The sequence below is a fragment of the Nostoc sp. PCC 7524 genome (genome assembly GCF_000316645.1).
Classification (GTDB): Bacteria; Cyanobacteriota; Cyanobacteriia; order Cyanobacteriales; family Nostocaceae; genus Trichormus.
Window position 1 is genome coordinate 5441756 of record NC_019684.1, and the last position, 22262, is coordinate 5464017.

The 22262-nt window shown below is 41.1% G+C and carries 20 protein-coding genes and 1 pseudogene; 8 read left to right on the plus strand and 13 right to left on the minus strand.

Going from position 1 to position 22262, the window contains the following annotated elements; all coding sequences use genetic code 11:
• Positions 1–36: 36 nt before the first annotated feature.
• Complete coding sequence (gene bchB / locus NOS7524_RS22105) at positions 37–1563, minus strand: ferredoxin:protochlorophyllide reductase (ATP-dependent) subunit B (RefSeq protein ID WP_015140705.1); 1527 nt, start codon at positions 1561–1563, stop codon at positions 37–39.
• 366 nt (positions 1564–1929) lie between these two features.
• Here bchB and NOS7524_RS22110 point away from each other — a divergent pair, with 366 nt between their 5' ends.
• Together NOS7524_RS22110 and NOS7524_RS31105 are read left to right on the plus strand one after the other, a co-directional pair.
• Positions 1930–2166 carry a GIY-YIG nuclease family protein gene (locus NOS7524_RS22110; RefSeq protein WP_083882628.1) on the plus strand — a complete coding sequence of 79 codons (237 nt, stop codon included), beginning with the start codon at positions 1930–1932 and terminating at the stop codon, positions 2164–2166.
• Between the two features lie 249 nt (positions 2167–2415).
• Positions 2416–2646, plus strand: a pseudogene (locus tag NOS7524_RS31105) (hypothetical protein).
• Here the strand turns inward: NOS7524_RS31105 and NOS7524_RS22125 are convergent.
• Positions 2608–5118, minus strand: coding sequence for a tetratricopeptide repeat protein (locus tag NOS7524_RS22125; RefSeq protein ID WP_015140707.1), 2511 nt, complete (start codon positions 5116–5118; stop codon positions 2608–2610). The pseudogene NOS7524_RS31105 and the gene NOS7524_RS22125 overlap by 39 nt on opposite strands.
• Before the next feature lie 202 nt (positions 5119–5320).
• Between NOS7524_RS22125 and NOS7524_RS22130 the strand changes: the two genes are divergently transcribed.
• The gene (locus NOS7524_RS22130) at positions 5321–6250 is read left to right on the plus strand and encodes a ferritin-like domain-containing protein (protein WP_015140708.1); all 930 of its coding nucleotides are present in this window, start codon (positions 5321–5323) and stop codon (positions 6248–6250) included.
• An 82-nt stretch (positions 6251–6332) separates the two neighbouring features.
• Entirely contained in the window at positions 6333–7076 is a 744-nt protein-coding gene (locus tag NOS7524_RS22135; RefSeq protein WP_015140709.1) for an isoprenyl transferase, read from the plus strand.
• 15 nt (positions 7077–7091) lie between these two features.
• On the opposite strand, the gene NOS7524_RS22140 is transcribed toward NOS7524_RS22135, so the two are convergent.
• From NOS7524_RS22140 to NOS7524_RS22175, 8 genes are all read right to left on the minus strand, one after another.
• The gene (locus NOS7524_RS22140; protein ID WP_015140710.1) at positions 7092–9071 is read right to left on the minus strand and encodes a primary-amine oxidase; all 1980 of its coding nucleotides are present in this window, start codon (positions 9069–9071) and stop codon (positions 7092–7094) included.
• Positions 9072–9309: 238 nt separating this feature from the next.
• Positions 9310–9981 (minus strand): Uma2 family endonuclease, encoded by a 672-nt coding sequence (locus tag NOS7524_RS22145; RefSeq protein ID WP_015140711.1) that lies wholly within the window; start codon positions 9979–9981, stop codon positions 9310–9312.
• 192 nt (positions 9982–10173) lie between these two features.
• Positions 10174–10698 carry a tetratricopeptide repeat protein gene (locus NOS7524_RS22150; protein ID WP_015140712.1) on the minus strand — a complete coding sequence of 175 codons (525 nt, stop codon included), beginning with the start codon at positions 10696–10698 and terminating at the stop codon, positions 10174–10176.
• A 134-nt stretch (positions 10699–10832) separates the two neighbouring features.
• Entirely contained in the window at positions 10833–11654 is an 822-nt protein-coding gene (locus NOS7524_RS22155; RefSeq protein WP_015140713.1) for a transporter substrate-binding domain-containing protein, read from the minus strand.
• Between the two features lie 12 nt (positions 11655–11666).
• Complete coding sequence (gene rplT, locus NOS7524_RS22160) at positions 11667–12023, minus strand: 50S ribosomal protein L20 (RefSeq protein ID WP_015140714.1); 357 nt, start codon at positions 12021–12023, stop codon at positions 11667–11669.
• 26 nt (positions 12024–12049) lie between these two features.
• Positions 12050–12247, minus strand: coding sequence for a 50S ribosomal protein L35 (gene rpmI, locus NOS7524_RS22165; RefSeq protein WP_015140715.1), 198 nt, complete (start codon positions 12245–12247; stop codon positions 12050–12052).
• A 97-nt stretch (positions 12248–12344) separates the two neighbouring features.
• Positions 12345–13688, minus strand: a complete 1344-nt coding sequence (locus tag NOS7524_RS30815; RefSeq protein WP_015140716.1) for a hypothetical protein — start codon at positions 13686–13688, stop codon at positions 12345–12347.
• 145 nt (positions 13689–13833) lie between these two features.
• Positions 13834–14145 carry an RNA recognition motif domain-containing protein gene (locus NOS7524_RS22175; protein ID WP_015140717.1) on the minus strand — a complete coding sequence of 104 codons (312 nt, stop codon included), beginning with the start codon at positions 14143–14145 and terminating at the stop codon, positions 13834–13836.
• Positions 14146–15744: 1599 nt separating this feature from the next.
• Between NOS7524_RS22175 and NOS7524_RS22185 the strand changes: the two genes are divergently transcribed.
• The 3 genes from NOS7524_RS22185 to NOS7524_RS22195 all read left to right on the plus strand — a co-directional run bounded on the left by NOS7524_RS22185 (position 15745) and on the right by NOS7524_RS22195 (position 18743).
• Positions 15745–16983 carry a phosphotransferase family protein gene (locus tag NOS7524_RS22185; RefSeq protein ID WP_015140718.1) on the plus strand — a complete coding sequence of 413 codons (1239 nt, stop codon included), beginning with the start codon at positions 15745–15747 and terminating at the stop codon, positions 16981–16983.
• Between the two features lie 135 nt (positions 16984–17118).
• Positions 17119–18207, plus strand: a complete 1089-nt coding sequence (locus NOS7524_RS22190; RefSeq protein WP_015140719.1) for a T3SS effector HopA1 family protein — start codon at positions 17119–17121, stop codon at positions 18205–18207.
• A gap of 89 nt (positions 18208–18296) precedes the next feature.
• A complete protein-coding gene (locus NOS7524_RS22195) occupies positions 18297–18743 on the plus strand; it encodes an acyl-CoA thioesterase (protein ID WP_015140720.1) in 447 nt (148 codons plus the stop codon).
• A 143-nt stretch (positions 18744–18886) separates the two neighbouring features.
• Here the strand turns inward: NOS7524_RS22195 and NOS7524_RS30495 are convergent, their stop codons facing one another.
• Positions 18887–19123, minus strand: coding sequence for a hypothetical protein (locus NOS7524_RS30495; protein WP_041555422.1), 237 nt, complete (start codon positions 19121–19123; stop codon positions 18887–18889).
• 45 nt (positions 19124–19168) lie between these two features.
• Between NOS7524_RS30495 and bioU the strand changes: the two genes are divergently transcribed.
• Positions 19169–20173 carry a (S)-8-amino-7-oxononanoate synthase BioU gene (gene bioU, locus NOS7524_RS22205; protein WP_015140721.1) on the plus strand — a complete coding sequence of 335 codons (1005 nt, stop codon included), beginning with the start codon at positions 19169–19171 and terminating at the stop codon, positions 20171–20173.
• A gap of 58 nt (positions 20174–20231) precedes the next feature.
• On the opposite strand, the gene NOS7524_RS22210 is transcribed toward bioU, so the two are convergent.
• Together NOS7524_RS22210 and NOS7524_RS22215 are read right to left on the minus strand one after the other, a co-directional pair.
• On the minus strand, positions 20232–20792 hold the full coding sequence (locus NOS7524_RS22210; RefSeq protein WP_015140722.1) for a hypothetical protein: 561 nt from the start codon (positions 20790–20792) through the stop codon (positions 20232–20234).
• Between the two features lie 142 nt (positions 20793–20934).
• Positions 20935–22158, minus strand: a complete 1224-nt coding sequence (locus NOS7524_RS22215) for a type II secretion system F family protein (protein WP_015140723.1) — start codon at positions 22156–22158, stop codon at positions 20935–20937.
• Between the last annotated feature and the right edge of the window lie 104 nt (positions 22159–22262).

Genomic DNA, 22262 nt, shown 5'->3' on the forward strand with positions numbered 1-22262 from the left:
TCATAATTTGCTTAAAACTAATGAATAACCGTGAATCTACGCACCTACAGCTTCCTTGGCAGCGTAAAGTACCTCAGCCGAGATATCTTTGATACCGCGATCGCGTGCGAATTTTTCGGTATTTCGCTTCACTTTACCGCGCACAAACCCAGGAATTTTATTCAATTCTGCTAAACCATCTTTTGTCCAATTCAAATCAGATTCCGCAGAAATTCCTTTAGTAATAACTTCCTTGGTATCGTGTCCACCAAATATTTCTAATAGATGATCTTCCATTCCTAAAGTGAAGGAATTATAAATTAAATCTGTAATTTGATTTGTCCCTTCATAACCCAAGAATGGTTTATAACCAATGGGGAAGTTCTGCACATGAATAGGTGCAGCAATCACACCGCAGGGAATATCCAAACGTTTACCAACATGGCGTTCCATCTGTGTACCGAAGATGGCGGAGGGTTCAACACGGGCGATCGCATCCCCAATTGCGCCATGATCTTCTGTAATCAAAATTTCATCACAATATTCGCTGACTTGCTCACGAAACCAATCAGCATCATATTTACAGTATGTTCCCGCCCATACAACATGAATCCCCATTTCCCGTGACAAAATCTTGGTGATGGCGGCAGCGTGGGTGCTGTCACCAAATACCACAGCTTTTTTCCCAGTCAAGTTTTGACAGTCAATGGAACGGGAAAACCAAGCAGCTTGAGATACATACAGGGTTTGCTCGTTGATGTATTCTTCGTAATCAACGTTTGCACCTTGCTCATTAATTATCTGCTGAATTTTACGGATACATCTAGCAGTTTCTACAACACCCATCGGAGTGATATCTACGTAAGGTGTACCAAATTCTGCTTGTAGATAATTAGCCGCCATTAAGCCGAGTTCCCGATAAGGTACAAGGTTAAACCAAGCTCTAGGTAAGTTTTTCAATTCATGAACTGACGCACCTTCAGGAATCACGGCGTTTACCTCGATTCCTAAATCAGCCATCAGCCTTTTGAGTTCTGTACAGTCGTGGTTGTTGTGGAAACCGAGGGTAGAAATCCCGATGATGTTAACTGAGGGGTTTTCGGTTTTGCTGGTGGGGAGTTCGCCTTTTCTACGGGCTTTCTCAATGTAGAATTGCACGATTTGGTACAGAGTGCGATCGCCTGCTTGCAGTTCGTTGACGCGGTAGTGGTTCACATCTGCTAGCATCACGTCACATTTGGCTTCTATTTGCGCCCGTTCAACAAAGTTGTGCAGGTCTTCTTGCAAAATACTAGAGGTACAGGTGGGAGTTAACACAATTAAATCTGGGTGTTCCTCTGCATCTTTACGGGTGATGTTATCAACTACCTTTTCTTGAGAGCCACGCGCCAACACGTTGCGGTCAACTACACTGGCTGTCACTGGGGTAAAGTCCCTCTCCCGCGATAGCATGGAGCGCATGACGTTAAAGTAATCATCGCCCAAAGGCGCGTGCATAATAGCATGAACGTTTTTAAAGGAGCTAGCGATTCGCAGAGTACCAATATGAGCCGGGCCTGCATACATCCAGTAAGCCAATTTCATTAATATGTTCTCCTAAATGGGGATTGGGGACTGGGGACTGGGGATGGGGGACTGGGTAAAAAAAGTAAGCAGAAATCCTTTTGCCTTTTACCTTTTGCCTTTTTCGGATTGTCCCAAAACTATCAGCTTTGATGAAGTGGGGTGTTTGGAGGTTTTTTGATGTGGCGATCGCTCAAAACTACTTCCTGATTATGATTCAGGTGGCACTTAAAACAACTTCATGCTTTTGAAATTACATGAATCTTAAAGTTCAGCAAATTTTGTTATCAATCTTGATTCATTTTGAATTGATTGATAGTACACAATATTACGCTGGGATAAAATTTATGGGAACATAATTTCTGTATAATTAGCCTTTTTGTTTTCATGGCAACAAAATACTCTGAATTGCAAGCTCAAGCTCAGAGAATCCTAGATGCGATCGCTTTTACTCCCTTTGAAGAATGTCAACGATTAAACCGTGATTTTAACGATATTCCTGCTCGTCCTGGTATCTATGCAATCAGACACAAAACCGATGGTTTACTATACATTGGGAAAACTAAAAGTCTACGCGGACGTTTCATACCAATTCACAATTCGCAATTCGCAATTCGCAATTGAGAAATCCTGACTTGACAAGGGGTTCCGGATTTGGATCTGTTTCAAGATTTTCGTGAATTGGTATCAGTGGTGGACACAAGGCTTTTCTGTGGGCATGGTTGGATAAGTATAGTGATGAAGATGTTCGGATTACCTGGCAGGAAATTTCTTACTGGGAGAACCCTGGGTTACTATTGGAGTTAGAAGCAATCATTCTGAGAGCGACTGAACCTCCATATAACGTCCAAATTCCCACTCAAAGGTGAAGCTATGCAAGCTAAACTTCAGGAACAACTTTCTGCTGTTGATGCCGAAGTTATTTTAGAGCGTCTACCTGAGCGCATTCGAGATGCTTTAGTTGCTCGTGCGGCTGAAATTGAGTATCCTATTGAAGCAGTGATTGAAATGGCGTTCACGTAGTGTCTCTGGAAGAGAATCGCTAGTTTTCTTGACACCGAAGCATTAGGTTTTGCCGATTGTCAGCCAGGACGTGGACTGTGAAATTTTAGCCACTTGCTTGGGTGCTTTAATTTCAGTAAATAGCTGAATTGCTCGACTAAAATTTATCTTACATTCATTAGAAGTTGACATCTTTTCATAGGTTAAAGCTAATTGAAAATAGGCTTCGGCTAGGTCACATTTAGCACCGATTTTTTCTAACAGTTCGATGGCTTCTTGATGGTGAGTTAGGGCTAATTGATAATCTTGGTGTTGACGATGAATTTCGGCTAAACTATTCAACGTTTTGGCTTTTACCTGCATATAATGACTGGCTTCGGCAAAAGTCAAAGCTTGCTCAAACATTGCTGTAGCCCTGGTAAAATCACCCAGATTAATATATGTTTGACCTAGAATTTGCATGAAATAAGCTAATCTGCCAGTTTTCACAAGTTTTTCGTTGGTAATATTTTGATAAGCTACATCTGCCAACGCGTGAGAAGAATCATATAAAGCTAAATAGGAATTGACTAAAGCTAAACAAACAGAAGCTTTTTCTGCCCAGCGATGATGGTCGGTATTTTGTGCTAGGTAAATGACTTGTTGGAATAATTGTGCAGCTTCTTCTAATTCCCACAAATCTATTTTATAAAGACCAATGCTTAAAAGTGAATCTACTTCTAACATTCTGAGATAGTAGACTTGATGTTTATTTTCTGGTTGAGGAACAAGGGATTTGAGGGCTTGAGTTGCTAAATTAATGGTTTTTTCTTGGCAGGCGATCGCCTGACTTATTTTCCCAGTAATCCAATATAAATCACCCAAAATATTGTATAATTCAATAATACTTTGGTCAGGCTCAATATTGTTGACTACTTGATTAATCGCCATCAAAATTGGCTGAATCAAACCCATCCGATACAGCGTACTACCGAGAGGTAAAAACTGTTGCCATTGATTATTTCGACTTTTGAGAATAACTTTACCTGCTAACTCAAAGGCGTTAATTTCTATGTAATGATAATATGCTTCTAGAGCTTGCAAAGCATCTTTAAATGTGGCTATCTGGGTGACGCTATCTGTCCAAAATTCGGCGGCTTTGTGGTTGGTAATTTCCCATTCATCACTAATGCGTAAACGCGCGATCGCCTCAGATCGAATTACTGGATGTAGCCAATATTCTCCCTGTTCGCACTCAATTAAAGAACGATTTCTGAGAGAAGCGATGATTTGACGATGTTCAGTTTTTGGGACATCCCAAAGTAAACAACATAGTCCTGTCGATGGGATTTTGGGTATGTCTTGATAACGGTAACATCCCAAACGACAAAGCAGGCGATAAGCTTGGGGATCGAGATTTTGCAGGCGATTGATTTGACTTACAGCTAAATTTTTTAAATCCGTTGCTGCTAAAGGATCAGCGTGATTTTCTTGCCAATATAAAGCCAAATTACCGCCAAAATCCTCTTGAATTGCACCGCAGAGAATGCCCATTGCTTTGGCATTACCGCCATAGGTACGATGTATTTGTTGCAAGGTGGGTGAGTCGATAGTTAACCCACGATGACTAAAAAACGTCAGCCATGCGCTTTCATCTAAACTCGGCAGCCGATAGTGATGTATATTTAACCCAGATTCACACAAGCGATCGCGGCTAGTAATCAAAGTCACAGATTGCACCCGCACATCAGCCAAAACCCGCAACAATTCTACATAACTGCGGTGAGGAGAAATCAACCGTCCTTGCTGATCTAATGCAGGTTCAAGGTTATCAATTAACACCCCAATGCGTCGATTATGCAGTTGGCGTTTGAGTCGTCCCAATGTCACCCCAAACTCCATCCCCGGTTCTTCCCCAAAGTCTTGTTTCAACCATTCCTCTACCACCCGTTCCACCGACGTGATATTTTGGGCTTCCTTCGCCATTAATAGTTCTAAAACCAAGTCAAAACCCTGAGTTTGTAGATATTGCTGGGCGAGAGTCGTTTTTCCTAAACCCCCCTCACCTTGGATGACAATCACTTTTGCGCCCTGATTTACCAAAGCATTGAGGTGAGCGATCGCGTCTTGTCGTCCAATAAAATTAGTATCTTCTAGTGTTGGAATAGTTTGTAAACTTAACCCCCCTAACCCCCCTTCCCTGCGTTCGCGGAGCGTGTCGAAGACAGGGAATGGGGGAATTTTACTCCCCTCGCCTTGTAGGAGAGGGGTTGGGGGAGAGGTTAAGCAAAGATTGGATGCTGAGTAATCAATCAGACCTGAGATAGCAGTAGTTTTTCTCAGAACCCGTTCCAAAGTAGCGCGACAATTACTTTTCGTAATCTTCTGTCGCAAAACCTGAGACAGTAACTTCCATAAATGTGAGCCAACATCCTTAACGTGTCCTTCTGTACAACCGTAAGCATGGGCGATATCTAAATATTTTCTACCCAACCAAACCTGCTGAAGAATCACTTTTTGCAAATCGCTCAACCGTTCCCCGGTGTGAGCAGGAATTATGGTTTCTAACCATGCTAATGCTGCTTCAGCGTTCATTCCGTGACAAGGCTAGTGAGAGTTGACAACCATAGATTAATCTACAGTCTCCTTACCCCAACTTTCGGATCAGATTCTATGAATCCGACTTTTTACCCGACTTTTACAACTACATCATAATAAAACTGCCGACTTCAGCCGACTGACAAACGCTGGTGCGATCGCTTAGGCTATTGGGCGTAGAGATAAAAGTATAAAAAACATGGTGAATACTACCAGCCCACTTACAGAAGATTTAGCAGGTCAAACCCATACCAGTCCTAACTACTGGCAAACACAACATCGTTTACGCTCCCTAATTGATCACTACGTATCCAGCGAAAAATTACACGAACGCCTACAAGATTTACCTACACAATTTACCAACCCCCAACCCCGTCCCTGGAAACCCATTGATTGGCAAACCATCAACCGCAATCAAATTATTGGTATAGAACCAGAAATATTTTTATCCGTCTTGATAGGTGCAATGGATACAGAAGCACCCATTCGCGGTTACACCCAAACCAGCCGCCAATATTTAGAAAAACTACATCCCCAGATGGCGCGCTTCGTCGGTGGAACAGTCAACGAAGATGGCGAACTCCAAGAAATCGGCCTATGGGAAAAAGAAGAACGCCAACACACACCCGCCCTAATGAAGATTTACACCCAACTCACCGGCGAAAAAATCACCCCCAAACACCGCACAGTTAGAGGCTACCTCCCCACAGACAACCCCCACGAAGACCTATATCGCCACGGCTTACACCGAGTAGCCACAGAATACGGTGCAACCTGCCTTTACCTATGGCTAATGGCACACACCACCGGCACACTTCAACACGTACTAGAAGAAATCACCAAAGACGAAATCAACCACATGACCAAATTTTGGGGTTTTGGAGTCTGGCTATTCCCCGACACCGGACTCATCCGCATCACCAAAACCCTCATCAAAACCCGCTCCCAAACCTATCAACGCAACAACCTCATCCGCACCCTGCGCCGCATGATGAACACCCTCAACTGGAACACCTGGACACCCACCAACAAAACCACCCTAATATTCACCTTCACCCACACCATGCACCACCTCTGGAAATGGCACAACACCCTTACCCCCCAATACCTACAAAACCTCCTCAAATAACCTTCCGCGCCTTTGCGCCTACTCTCCGAGAACGCCTTACGGCGAATGCGCGAAACATTCATACAATTTATTCATCAACACCATGACCTTACCCCCAGACCTAGACCCCCAAAAAATCCCCCAACACATAGCCATGATCATGGACGGTAACGGCAGATGGGCAACCAGCCGAGGACTACCCCGCATAGCCGGACACCGCCAAGGCGCAAAAACCCTCAAACAACTCCTACGCTGCTGCAAAGATTGGGGAATCAAAGCCCTCACCGCCTACGCCTTCTCCACCGAAAACTGGCAACGTCCCATAGAAGAAGTAGACTTCCTCATGCACTTATTCGAGCGATTACTGCGCCGCGAATTAGCACAAATGCACCAAGAAGGAGTGAGAATTTCCTTCATTGGCGACTTATCAGCCTTACCCCCATCTCTGCAAACCGAAATAGAACATTCAATGACAGAGACAGTAAATAATCAAGCAATTCACTTTACTATTGCCGTCAACTACGGTAGCCGCAGCGAAATTACAAGAGCCTGTCGTCAAGTAGCAGAACTCGTAGCACAAGGCCAAATCAGTGCAGGCGAAGTCAATGAAAACATAGTAGAACAACACCTCTACACAGCAGATACCCCAGCCCCAGATTTGCTGATTCGGACTAGCGGGGAGATGCGGTTGAGTAATTTTCTGCTGTGGCAAATGGCGTATACAGAGATGTATTTCACTGAGATTTTTTGGCCTGATTTTGACACAGAAGCATTGCATCAGGCCTTACTAAGTTATCAAAAACGCGATCGCCGTTTCGGTCAAGTGAAAACTTTACTCTCAGCTTAGAGTTTTATTTGACTGCTACTCAGGTAAATTAATCGCAGGATTACGGCTAAAAAATCCTCTAGGAGATAGCTTAAACCCAAGTTTGTGAACAGGCATCACCGGCCAATCTTCTGGTTTAGGCACATGAGTAATACCCATCGTGTACCATACTACGATATCTTCATTAGTCAAAGATTCATTGTCAGCAATATATTTTGGTAAACCTTCTCCTGGTGCAGCTTGATTGGGATAATTGCCGCCAGCATATAATTCATCCGGCTGATATTTTGTCACCCAGAAATGATGCGTCGCAAAACCAGCTTTCTGGCGAATTTTTGCCCCTTCTACTGGAAACATGACAGTATTACTTCCTGGCATCAGCATATATGCAGGTGCAGCACCTAAAGTATTCTTTTTCTCTGCACTGGTAATCATCCATTCCCGGCTGTGTTTAATATCTGCATCACGGATAGCCGCTTTTTCAGTTTTTAAGGGTGTATCTTCCACAACAATGGCATTTCCTAACGGGTTATTCTTACCCATTGGCAAGCTGTTCACATTCATTTCCATAACAGAATTAGCTTGTCCATCGATATCCATATCTAAGCGGTAGTTGAAAAAGTGTTGGTGATTTACCCCAAAGGTGTTTTTTGCTAACATCCGGCCATAGGAATTCTCAAAAGTTTCTTGTTCAGCAGTTGTTCCCTGTGCCAAAACAATCCCCGATAAATCGTTTTCTACCTCTATAGTCCCGTCTTGGTGGAAAATCCAGTTAATGCTGTAATCATAGTTGTCAATTGCCGCCGTCATCGTCATGACTAATTCTCGGTTACGGCGGACATCATTACGCTGGGTATTATACTCGTAGTGCTTCCAAAGGATACCGCGATCGCGTTCGTAAATACCAGCCACTCCCGGCATAGTATAAGGTTCACCTTCTTCATTAGCAAACACAGCATCAAGTAAAACCCCATTTTCAGGGACTTCTTTCCCTAACTCCATTGTGTTGGCCAGTAATCCCAGATTATATTCCCCCACATCAAAAGCATTTCTAAATGACCAAGTAGGATTAGGATCACCATATGGAACTACCATCTCAGATAAACTGGCACGGTATAGTACAGGACGCTCATTTTCGCCGTCTTTATAGCTGACTTGATACAACACCAACCCACTGCGGGGGTGCATCATGTAACGAAATTTCCAACCTTGCCAAGTAATTTCATTCCCCTTGATTTGGAAAGTTTTACCATTGGGTTGGAGAATTTTTAAAAGTTTTGGTGGCGACAGCAGTTTACCTAAAGACTGTAAATCATAGTTCCAATTAGTTTTGGAGATGGGAACTACGCCGTTATCTATAAAACTGCTGACTGTGTTGGTGTTTAAATTAACAGTAGCCAGTACACCCTCAATGGGACTGCCGTAGTAATTCCAGCCGCCCCTGTAAAATAATAAAGTCCGACACAGACGGCTACCTGCTGCGGCTTCTTCCTGACTTAAGATTCCTGCCGCCCAGCAACTAATCTGCACTTGGTTAAAATCTGTAATTCCCCGCTTTTGCATGGCTTTCTGCCATCGGGGGTCAGATTTGACTACTTGCCGAGCAATTTCATACTCTGATGCCAGAATTGCAGGTTGAGCATGGGGTATTTCTTGCCAAGATGCGATTTTTTGAGTTTTGAGGTTAACAATACCTTCATAGGTTTTATTTTGGGCGCGCTCATAGACTACCAAAAAAGCTTGGCGTGTAAATGGTTGTCCTGGTGTAAATTTCAACACCTCGCTTTTATCTGGTTCAGCCAGGGCAATTAATGGAAAAGCTGCCATATCAGTTAAAGGCTTTTCCTTTCTAATGACAGCCACAGCCGTTTTAATTTCTGCCTCTGTCAACGCTGTGAGGGGATGGGTAATAGCTGGCTGTTGAGCCGTAACTGTCCCCATGAATTTCAGGGAGAGAGCAAAGCAAAGAATAATGGTAACAACTAAACAAAAAAATAGCCGGAGCCGCTTATTCATGTTTGAGCATCTGGAAACAACTTGATTGTTATTTATTTCCAGAAATTCAGATAAAAAACAGAACTAAAATCATCCGTAACTGATAGTAATTACGAATTACGTAAATTGCTTCTCGCTTTGCGAGTATTAAGAATTAGGGCGTTGCTGATTAACGGGATGATTTATGTTTCGCGCAAAGGCGCAAAGCCGCAAAAAACCGATAGTTTACTTTGCTAAAAAAGCTTAATTCATCCCGCATTTATGCAACGCCAGAATTAGTAATTATATTCAACCCTTGCTCAAATTCGTCAATAGCTTGAATTGAATCAGAGATTGTCAGACATTGCTCTAGCAACACAATGTCTAATTCTGGTAGTATCTCACTTTTAGATAGAGCTTCATACCCATAAGTATCAGGGTAAACGGTGGCTTGCTCTTTCTGGTAATTGTCCCGGAGATGATATAGTTTCAACTGGTTTCTCTCCCAAAACCAGACTTCTGCAACTCCTAATCTTCGGTAGATTTCCAGTTTGCTTACACTACCACTGGTCAAAACTATTTCTATAGCTAAATCTGGTACTTTTTTTTCTTCACCTATGCAGTAACACTCATCTGGTTCTGCACCAGCTTTTTTTGCTTTGTTTTTAAAAGTGGAACTGCCCATAGGGACAAAGCGAATGCGCTTGCTGTAGAAAAAACGCTCTAACAACATTCCTAAATTCGTTTTGATTTTTTCATGCCTGATTGATGGCGACACGATTTCTAATATTCCATCTAAATAATTAACACGGTAATGAGAGTTGTTTTCTAGTTTCATCAGTAGCGATTCATAGCTGTCCCAACTCACACTACTACTGATAAACCTTTCTTCTCTTTCGTTACCATGAGCTAATTCTGGCTGATCAATTAGTTCTTTTAGACTGCTGATCATTGTCATCTCCCCTGTTAATTTTTGAGATAAAGGTGAGTTCTGCGTTTATTTCATCCTCATTTCGCAATAACATCTGTTTAGATATTATCCCTCTCTTATCATAGATTCGTAAGCAAGAGCGATCGCCTTTACTAATTCAAAAGCGATCGCCCCCAAGTTTCTTACAACTATCGAAGCATTAGTTCCTACTGATTACGCAGTTACCAAACGGCGCAAAGATTCAGCACGACGTTTAGCTGTAGTGTTATTGGGTTGAAATTTGAGTGCTTCTTCGTACATTTGTAATGCTTGAGCATTCAATTTTTTTCGCTCATAAGCATGACCCAAATTATTGAGTGCTACCACATAATCAGGTTTCAATTTCAGAGCTTCTTTATACTGACGAATCGCTAAATCATATTGCTCTTGGGCAAAATAAGCGTACCCTAAACCGTTGTAGATGGGAGCAGTATTTTCTTCTCCTTCTTCTTCAGCAGACTTGAGTGCTTTTTGAAACAATGGAATAGCCTGGGTATACACTTTTTTCTCAGAATAAATACAAGCTAGTTCGTAATATTCTTGAGCTGTACCCTTGTCTTTACTCAACTTGTTGCGTAACCGTGATAAAGAACTTTCCCGCTTGCGAGTTTTGAACAGCTGGCGGAGAACACTCACAGATGCGAATGCCAGTAAACCCACCAAAACAGAGAGATAAACAACCGCTAGACTGTTATCCATTACCTTCAAATCAAAATATTAAAGTTGCTTCTATATCTATTATCGGTCTTTCTGGGGACTGGGGATTGGGGACTGGGGATTGGGGAGAATAACTATTGCCTATTGCCTATTGCCTATTGCCTATTGCCTATTGCCTATTGCCTATTGACTAAACCCCAGTATTTGATTCTTTCTTTTAGCCAGCCTTTGGCGATGTAACCGGCGATCGCTTCATTCACTTTTCTTCTAAACTCATCGTACTGTAATCCTTTGGGCATGACTACAGATAAGGGGGCAGTTGATAGTTTTGTAGGTAATATTCGATACTGATTATTTTTTTGTACCCAAGCAGTCAGAACGCTAGCATCGGCGGCAAAGGCTACTACTGCATTGTTTTCTATTTGCTGTTGCGCTTCTGCGTAAGAATTAACCCCTACTAATTTTGCTTCGGGAATGTAGTAACGGATATCAGCGATGGTGCTGGAGTTGTTTAAGACAGCAATTTTCTGTGCTTTTAAATCATTCAACTGCTTGATTGATGCGTCTTTGGTAATTAATACAGTGCCATCATAATAATAGGGAACACTAAAACTCACTAAGCGTGAGCGTGATTCTGTAGCTGTCACCCTGGCGATCGCCATATCTACTTGATGATTGTAGACTGCTGATAAGCGATCGCGATTCATTACAGGTTGCAATTTTACAGCGTCGGCTTTACCCAACAAATCTGCTGCTAAACGCTGTGCTAAATCAATCTCTAACCCTTGCAGTTTCCCACTCACATCCTTAAATCCCAAGGGAGGCGAGTTATCTTTGACGGCAACAGTTATATAACCCCGCCGTTGAATTTCTGGCATTGGGGCGGCAGATGCAGCATTGCCTATACCAAAAAACACGCAAAAAATGCAAATAATGGTGGCGGATAATACCAGATGTAACCGACTAATTATTTGCCATCTGTTACATCCGTTATTCATCCGTTTTCACCTTTAACCTTGAACTTGACTGGCTATTTCCACAACTTTGCTGAAGCTAGCAGGATCGAGGACTGCTAGTTGTGCCAACATTTTCCGGTTGAGTTGGATGTTAGCTTTTTTCAGGTTGCCGATCAAGCGACTATAGCTTAATCCATGTTCTCTAGCAGCAGCGTTGATGCGGGTAATCCACAGACTGCGGAAATCGCGCTTTTTCTTTTTGCGATCGCGGTAAGCACTGCGGAGTGCTTTCATTACTTGTTGGTTGGCGGTTCTAAACAGAGTTGAGTGAGAACCACGGAAACCTTTAGCTAGTTTGAGAATTTTATTGCGGCGTTTACGAGCAACGTTACCGCGTTTTACACGGGTCATATTCTATTCCTAAAGAATCTACAAATTTACAAATAAGGAAGCATTAAGCGCACGTTTTCTTCGTCGCGTTCGTTGACAACCGCCATTTTGGACAGGTTACGTTTTTTGTTGGTAGTCTTGTGTTCTAAAAGGTGGTTTTTGAAAGCTTTGCGACGCACGATTTTGCCGCTACCAGTGGCGCGGAATCGTTTAGCTGCTGCTTTGCGTGTTTTGAGTTTAGGCATGGATTGGCTCTAATTCGACACAATCCCTCATTATATACTATTGAGTCAAGATGAGAAGCAATCACCCAAGTCTAAAAACCAGATGCTAAGGCTTAATTTATGTCTCAACTCTGGGATCTAAGATAATTTGAGAACCAGTTTGATCAATGTGGTAAGTCCAAAACTGATTTCGGACTCTGACAATCACTTCCCAGCCTTGGATGGGGCGATATTCCCTGGTGCAAATTTCGCCAAATTCCAATTCACAAGCATTACCAAAGGTTTTTGGTGTGGCTTTGGTAATCTCTAATTGCCGTAGAGATAAACCAGAACGTCTAATGGCATCATCAAGAATATTACTAGCGATCGCTCTGGGTAGTGTATTATTGCCCTCATTCATCGCTTTGGGATCTAAAACAATACGAGAACCAGTTTGATTAACATGATAAGTCCATGATTGGTTCCGCACCCTAACCACTACTTCCCAACCTTCAATAGGACGATACTCCTCAGTACAAATTTCCCCAAAGTCAAAGACACAGGAATTACCAAACACTTGGCGGTTAACACTGGTAATTTGTACTGCTGGTTGCGAGACACCAAAACGTCTAGCTGCATCATCAAGAATATTGCTAGCGATCGCTCTGGGTAGTGTATTATTACCCTCAATAATTGCTTTGGGATCTAAGATAATTCGAGAACCAGTTTGATTAACGTGATAAGTCCAGGAACGATTCCGCACCCTAACCGCTACTTCCCAACCTTCAACGGGACGATATTCCTTAGTACAAATTTCCCCAAATTCAAAGACACAGGAATTACTAAAAGTTCTAGCCTTGGCTGTGGTAATTTCTAATTCCCGTCTTGGTATCCTAGAACGCCTACTAGCATCATTCAAAACATCATTGGCGATCGCTTTGGGTAGGTTATTGCCCTCTACACTAACTTGAGGATCGAGAAGGATTCGAGAACCAGATTGATTAGCATGATATTTCCAAGACTGATTCCGCACCCGTAAAATCACTTCCCAGCCTTCGATGGGTCGATATTCTCTGGTACAAACCTCACCGAAGTTAAATATACAAGGATTGCCAAAGGTTTTGCGTGTAGCTTGGGCAATATTAATCTGACGAATTGCTACACCTGAACGCTGTGATGCGTCCCTAATGATAGCAATGGCAATTCTTCTAGGTAAGCGGTTTTGGAAGCGTTGAGATAATTGTATGGGTTCTGGTGTAGGAGATGCGATCGCAGTATTTTTACTAACCACATCCAATCCTGAAGTTAGCAGACTAGCTAAAGCCAGACTTAAAACCCAACTTTTATTAGCAGTCAAACGACATGAGTTATTCATGAATTTCATATAACCTCCCGGCGAGGCTTGTACTTTATAGAGTTGACGGAAGAAATACTCAATAGGTGTATCAAGAACCGTTAAGAACTTGATATTTATAACAATCATGAATTACCAAATACTTTACGCAAAATTCTCGATGAAGCATTTTCAACTCAATGTTCAAGACAAATGCAAAAAGCGATTCAGTTGATTACTGAACCGCCAATTATGGGATGATTATTTTTTTTTAAAGGAAGAATTTTCTCAAGACTTAATATTGCCGTGAGTATCCACCATTATTCTTTCCCCAACTACCACCGCCAGAACGAGTGCTTTTCTCTTCCCGTGGCCGAGCTTTATTAACTTTCATTACACGACCCATCCATTCAGCACCATCTAGGGCTTGAATAGCAGCGTCTTCAGCAGCCGATGATTCCATTTCTACGAAACCAAAGCCACGAACGCGTCCAGTTTCCCTATCTGTAGGTAACTGCACGCGTGTAACTGCTCCGTACTCGGCAAATACTTTAGTGAGGTCGTCTTGAGTGACGCTGTAGGATAGGTTCCCTACGTAGATTGACATGAAACTCTCCAGAATCCATTGATGCAGAGATGTCTATCCGGAGAGCCGCTTGCAATTATTACTAAAAACAAGATACGTTTCACCGAAATTAACTTCTCCAATTGATATGCTAGCACAACTTCATGAATAGCAAAGTCTCATTTTAAATATTTATTTAAATGTATGGTAAAATACCAAACTTTAAAACTTTTTACAAATTCCCTTTGCATCACAAAATCTTCTGTTCAATGCTGCAACTCACCCAGAGAATTGCTTCCCGTGCTGAATTAGTATCAGGAGTAACAAGTAAAACTTGAATCAATCCCGTGCTAGAGCAAGTCATTTTTAATAAAAAAATTGCCTCGACATCAATTAGGATTGTCAATCTGCAAAAGGGTATATTCGTCCCAACTATTGTGCTGGGTCTTTTTTGTATTACTTAGTCGTTATACTTAGTTGCTCAGTCACAGAACGCGTTAACTTTGAGCCATAAAAGTGGCATATGACTTCAGGCGACAGCGTTAGGATTAATATTTCTTAAAAAAGAATAATAACTATCTACCTAAAATATCCGGTTTTTTTCACTTCATGATGATCAATAAAAATAATACCCTATGTCATATTCGTAGCATTGAGCATCTCAGATCTGACTGGTAGCCGAATTGACCAAGCCCCGTTGGGGCGGGTGTGGGGTGCGGGGTGTGGGGTGTGGGGGAAAAGACAGCCCCAACAACCAGTGGGTACAAGCCCTGCCCTTAAGGGCAATTGTGTTGGTAGGGGTTTCAAGAACCTGACATCACCGTCTTCCCTACCCCCTACCCCCTACACCCCACACCCTGTTGTTGACAATTAGCTATACCGCTAAATCTGCTTTAATTGTATGTTGTCAATGCTACATTTTAATACGTGTGAAGAAGCCGCGCTTTTGTGTCTGCTTTAGACTCATAATAGTATTTATAGTGTTGTCTCATGGAAATTTAAAATACTTACTAGCGAATAAATACTAACTATGTCATTACATCTACCTTGAGATAGTATTACAGCCAAATATTGAATTTATTAATTAAAAATTAAAAATTAGCAAAATAATAATTACCTGCAATTCAATTGTTAGTAAAAAATTGATTTGAATGTGATTTATGTTACAATCTATATATGAAGAGGTTAAATATACATGAGTTAATTAAGTGCTAATAAGTATCTATAATATAGCTATTAAGTCTTGCTGGATAACAGTTGTAAGGTAAATATATTGTTGAGGGTGGGGGTTGTTAATATACTGATGCGAATATGTAGCAAAATTTAGTATAAATGATTTATTTGTCTGCTCAAAATCAAAATAATCCGGATGAGTCAAGATAAAACTTTTAAGATAAACTCTCTAACTTGGTTTTGCTCAAGCATGAAACAGTGTAAAGATTTTATAGAGAAAACATTAGAATTTAAAGTGAAAATAAAGGTCGTTTTTGCCATTTTGGCAGGTTTTAATGAGACAAATGAGATATTAATAGATTTGAACAAACAATATTGTTAATCACATACTTGTTGTTATCTACCTAAACTGAGCAATCTTGAGATTAATTAACTTTCCAGGCAATTTTACAAACTAGGAAATAATCCATGTTGTTACAACTGTCTTCTCACGACGTTATCCAGTATCTGCACGCATCAGGACTGTGTAGCTTAGAAGATGGCACATCAGATACATATGAGTTGCCAGAAACTAACAAGAAGAATTTCAACTTAGTGGTAAATTTAGGAGATAATCGTCAACTACTGATTAAACAAGAACGTGGTATTGAAAATGAGGGGATATCCCACGAATTGTTTAATGAGTGGCTGTTTTACCAACTACTACAAAAATTTCCTGTTCTCGGTAATATTTCTGCGATCGCTCCATTAGTGCTACATTTTGATGAGGACAAATCGCTCCTGATTCGGAGCTATCTTAGCGAATATGTAGAACTCGGTAAGTTTTATCAACATAGCAATATTTTCCCATCGGAAATTGGGACTGCAATTGGTACTACATTAGCGGCGCTGCACCGAGTAACATTCCAGCGCAAAGAATATCGTGATTTTATGGCTACAGCACCCCAAGGACAGTTTCGCTATAGCTTTTACAATCCAGCCCAAGGGGTAGGCTCAATTAGTCCAGAAATTTTTGGTCAAGTTCCCAGCGAGGCGTTAAAATTTTATGTTATCTATCAAAACTCTGAGAATTTAGAAGCTGCGATCGCTGACTTAGCTTATGAATGGCATCCCTGCTGCTTAACACACAACGATTTAAAGTTAGAGAATATATTAATTCATTCCCGTTGGCATCAGTTAGATAACTGCTTGGTGCGATTAATTGATTGGGAAGCTTGTGCCTGGGGAGATCCAGCTTTTGATTTGGGAACTATCTTAGCTAGCTATTTAAACATTTGGCTTTCGAGTTTGGTAATTGACCCAACTCTGGAATTAGCTGAATCTTTACAATTAGCAATGATACCACTAGAAGATATTCAACCATCATTAGTGGCTTTGTTACAGGCTTATCTTCATGCTTTTCCGATGATTTTAGAGTATCATTGTAACTTTTTAGTCAAAGTTATTAAATTTACAGGATTAGCATTAATTCAACAAATTCAAAGCAAGCTAAAGAATAGTAAAGGCTTTGATAATTCTGATACCTATCAACTACAGTTAGCCAAAAATTTTCTGACAATGCCTGAGCAATCTCTACTGAGTATTTTCGGTATGAGTGAAGCAGAAATTGTTAGTTCTGTAACTAACAACCATAAAGTACCTCAACCACAAAAGGAGCAAAAATTAGTTCCTCTTTATTACGAAAAAACTCGCTTGCGTGGTTGCTAGTAGCATCAGGCAAAATAGAACAGACTGAATTTTTAGTTTTGATGCTCATTTCTTGAGATTTTCGTCAATAGTAATACCAAATTTTGCGTATTGTAGGTGTTTCCCAGGTATCAATTGTAAATTTTGAATTGATTAATGCTAGATTCTTCTGCGAAAACAATGCTAAATTCCTTGATAGATATTGCCACTAATATCCAGATTGAGCCAAACTTTTGTATCTACCATCCCAACTATCAACCTTTTGCTCTACCACCTAAAGTAGCAGACAGATTTCAGCAAAATTCGGCTGACCTACAATATAAATATCTCAATTTATTGTTACGTAATTTTCTTTACGGTGTCTATTATAACGGGGCATTACAGAGCAGTTTAGCAATTGACCATAGTAATACTAATTACCCAGTACCACACAATTTAGCAACTAATGCGGTTGTGGATATCGATTGGGGTTTTTATGAGCAACTGCAAGCTAGCAATCATGGTAGAGGTTATTTTGATCCCAGTTGGCAAGTGTTGCGAAAAGAACCTGATGGGAGCATGGCTGTAACCAAAAATGGTTTAACTTTATATATTGAGCCAGATTGTCATCTCAAACCTGGGAAAAAATCAGCTAAAGTCGGTGAATCAGTAGCAATTTGGATGCCTAATAACCGACTACAAAATGGGTATTACTTAGCTGTCAGTGATGTAGGGCAAGAACAGCGAGGAAATCCAGATGTGGAATTGGGAACAGGCAGAGTCTATTTTAACTTCAATGCTGCTGGTGCGATCGCTCTCATGGATGGTTTAACCCAGCAATTAAATGCAGCCAATATTCCCTTTACATTTCAAGTCCTCTATAATCCCAGTGCCTATGAACGCTATGATTCAGGGTTACTCTACTTTGAGAGCCACGACTATCCAGAAATACACAAAATTTTACAAGTCATTTATCAAGAACATCAAGCTTATTTTCAGCCAGAAATACCATTATTCACCAAGTATTTAGCACCAGGGTTAGGATTAGCAGAAGAACCGACTCAAAAATTTGCCGCACAAGAAAGTTTTGGCATGAATCGCTGTCAAATTGTAGCCAATGCCTTATTAGAAGCCTGGCAAAAAGGTAAGAATGCCGTAGAAGAACGCATGAAAGTAATTCACCAACACTTTCAACATCACTCTATCGATTTGCAACGTCCCTACCTCAACCCTACTTCTGAAGACATATATTATCCCTTAAAGTAATCAATTTTGCCTTGGTAATACAGTAAAATTAATCCATATAGCAGGCAATTATCCTGCTATTTTTTATTTTTAAAATTTGCATTTTAGTTATGTCTTTTACTTATCATCGTACCGTGCGCTTTCAAGATACGGATGCTGCTGGAGTAGTATATTTTGCTCATGTTCTCAGCATTTGCCATGAAGCATATGAAGAGTCTTTGGGGATGTCAGGTATAAATATCAAAGAATTTTTTACTCAACCAAAAGTTGCTTTTCCTATAGTTCATGCTAGCGTGGATTTTCTCCGCCCCATATTTTGTGGAGACAAGTTATTAATTAGTTTAATGCCTCAGAAAATAGGTGCAGAAAAATTTGAGATTACTTATGAAATTTCCTCAGATGAGGTAATATTTGCGAAAGCTATTACTAGACACGTTTGTATTGACGCAAGTAGTAGAAGCAAGCAAGAATTGCCTACTGATATCATTCAATGGTTGGAAAGCAACCGTAAAGAAACAGAGGGAGCAGAAAGGAGAAAAGCTAGAGAAGCCATTTAACCAGGACTGATGCAACTTAAAGATTGAGATTGTGTCCGTATCAAATCATCACAGATTTGGATACATCCTTTAGGAAGATGACCTTGAGAAAGAGTAGTTCTAAATTAATTCTGGTGTGTCGAATAACTGCTTTCTATGAAGGTTTAGCAAGTGCTAAACCTTTTTTTGTCAACAAAAACCTGGTTTTGCTTAGTCCCTGCCTTGATTAGAACATGATCTGGAGCGATCGCTTTTGATGTCCATCTGCGTGAAAATTTGCTCAAGCCCAAACCATCCAGCAAGAATTTCTGGTAAAAAAACTGATCTGGTTGGAGAAGAAACCAGGATAATAAAGCATAATTAACCTTTATAGCTTTGAGCGGGCGATCGCCATCAGCCAAAATGGTTCATACTCAAAGCTTGTGATTTAACTTAACTAATTGACTATGATTACAGCAAATATTGCGCCAGCTATACGTGTAGGAGTATTGGGTTTTGGTGGACTGGGACAAGCAGCAGCCAAGGTGCTTGCAGGCAAAAGCCAAATGAATCTAGTAGCTGTAGCAGATCAAAAAGGCTACGCTTACGCTGCTGAAGGTTTAAACTTTAAAGATTGCATTACTACCTACCAGTCTCAAGGTTCGGTGGGTTATTTAGAACCAATTGGGAATTTAACCAATAACAGTATTCAAGATTTAATCGATAGCACACAACCTGTAGATGGGTATTTTCTGGCGTTACCCAACCTACCCAACGACTTTATTCCTTCTGTAGCACGCCAGTTTATTCAATCTGGTTGGCGTGGTGTATTGGTAGATGCCATTAAACGCACCAGTGCGGTAGAACAGCTAATTGCCATGAAAGACGAACTGCAAGCGGCTGGAATTACCTACATGACAGGGTGTGGTGCAACCCCCGGACTGTTAACAGCCGCCGCCGCCCTAGCCGCCCAAAGCTACGCAGAAATTCATCAAGTCGAGATTACCTTTGGTGTAGGTATTGCCAACTGGGAAGCTTACCGCGCTACCGTTCGAGAAGATATTGGCCATATGCCTGGTTACACAGTAGAAGCTGCAAGGGCTATGACTGATGCAGAGGTAGAAGCATTACTAGATAAAACTAACGGTGTGCTGACCTTGACAAATATGGAACACGCCGATGATGTGATGCTAGAGTTAGCAGGGATAGTAGATCGCGATCGCGTCACTGTTGGTGGTGTAGTTGATACTCGCAACCCTAAAAAGCCCCTCAGCACCAATGTTAAAGTAACAGGACGCACCTTTGAGGGTAAGATTTCCACCCATACCTTTACTTTAGGTGATGAAACCAGTATGGCAGCCAATGTCTGCGGGCCCGCCTTTGGTTATCTCAAAGCTGGTATGCAATTACATCAACGCGGCATTCACGGCATATTTACAGCCGCCGAAATTATGCCCCAGTTTGTGAAATAAAAAGTAAACAGGCACAAGGCTCAAGATTGAAATCAAATTCTTGAGCCTTTTGTCTTCATTAAGCTGGCGGAGTTTCTGAAGGAAAAGAATCAATAATACAATCTTCCACTAACAATGCGGGTGTTTGAATCACAAATGGTAGTTCTGTGCCGATAAGTCCCCGTTGAATACGTTCCGAAGTTTCGCTGAACAATACGAATAACGGATATACACTATTAGCCCCCTCACTGAGAATATGGCTGTGGCGATGAGGCATCAACCATTCATAGTCTTGCTCTAAGAACACTTGGGTTTGTCGCCAACGTCCCAATAAATCAGAGAAGTCCTCATGGGGACGATGAATAAAGAGTAAAATTTCGGCTCCAGTTTTAATTTTCCACTCTGGGTCACACATGACAATCGCTACATCACAGGGTAGACAAATTGCTTGTGTAGTTGCAGACACAGTGTTACGTAAACGAACAATTGGCAGAGGGATAGTGATTAAGCTTTCATCGGGACGGCGCAGACTGGGAAGCATTTCCAAGTATGGACGATGTTGCTTGAGTAATGCGATCGCTGCTTGATGATTGCTATACTCAGCCAAGCTGGCCTCATAGTAAGATTTTTGCACAGGCATAATCAATTCAAAAGATTTTCCGACTAGGCTAACGCCTCCGTAGGGAAGGCTTACGCCTACAAAATTCAAAATAACCAAAGTCTGATTCGATTTTGTCTCGAATCAGACTCCTCTCACAATTCAAATCAGATTTATGCTTCATCTATGCCAAAGTTTCAAATACCTTGAACAATGGTAAATACATCGCTAACAAAATTGTCCCCACCATGCCCCCTAGAACCAAAATCATAATCGGTTCTAAAACGCTGGTTAATGCTTTTACTGCCTGTTCAACTTCATCTTCATAGAAATCAGCAATTTTCATCAACATCCCATCTAATTCACCAGTTTCTTCACCGATACTAATCATTTGAATTGCCATTGGTGGAAAAACTGCCTCTTTTTGGAGAGCCAGACTAATCATTCCCCCTTGTTGAATTTCTGCCCGTGCTGCATCGATAGCATTAGCAACCACCTGATTTCCTGATGTATCTCGCACAATTTCCAGAGATGTCAGAATAGGTACACCAGAACGAGTCAAAGAACCAAAAGTACGGCTAAAACGAGCGACTGAAGATTTTTGAATTAAGTCACCAAACAAGGGCATTTTTAAAGAAAGACGGTCAATAGTTTCCTTGCCAACACGAGTTTTATAATACTGTGAATAGGCAAATTTAAAGCCTACAATTCCTGCTATGATTACTAATGACCAAAAACTTCTCAAAATTTGGCTACAAGTCATTAAAAATGCAGTTAATGCAGGTAATTCTGTTCCTAATTCCTCAAAAATTTTGGCAAAAATAGGAATCAAAAATACAGTCATACCTACAAAAATACCAGTAGCCAAAATTCCAACAACTACTGGATAAGCTAAAGCAGATTTAATTTGGTTCTGTAATCTCGCCATATCTTCCAACAATTTGGCTAGGCGATTTAGCACTTCATCGAGAACCCCACCAACCTCACCAGCCTGAATCATACTGACATATAAACCGTCAAAACAGTCAGGATGCTTACGCATGGCATCGGAAAGATTAACACCGCTCTGCACATCATTGCTAATATCATTGAGAGCCTGTTTCAGTTTACTATTAGTACACTGATCAGCTAACACTCCTAGCCCTCGCACAATAGCTACACCCGCATTTACCAAAGTGGCAAGTTGTCGCGAAAAAACAGCTTTTTCTTTGACAGTAACCTTGACGAGAGAAGTCTGGAATTTTTGGAAATCAAAGTTGGCAGAAAAACTTTGAGACTGCTTAAGTTCTTGAACTACAAAACCTTTGTCTCTGAGATTAGTACGAGCGTCTGCCAAAGATTCGGCAACAACTTTTTCACTTCTAGTTTTCCCTTGTGAGTCCCGAACACGGGCAACAAATGTTGGCATAGATCAATTCAAAATTCAAAATAGTCTGCGACAAGGCTTGCGCCTACAAAATTCAAAATTAAGTCAATAATCAATAGTTATTAAAATTGACTATTGACTGTTGA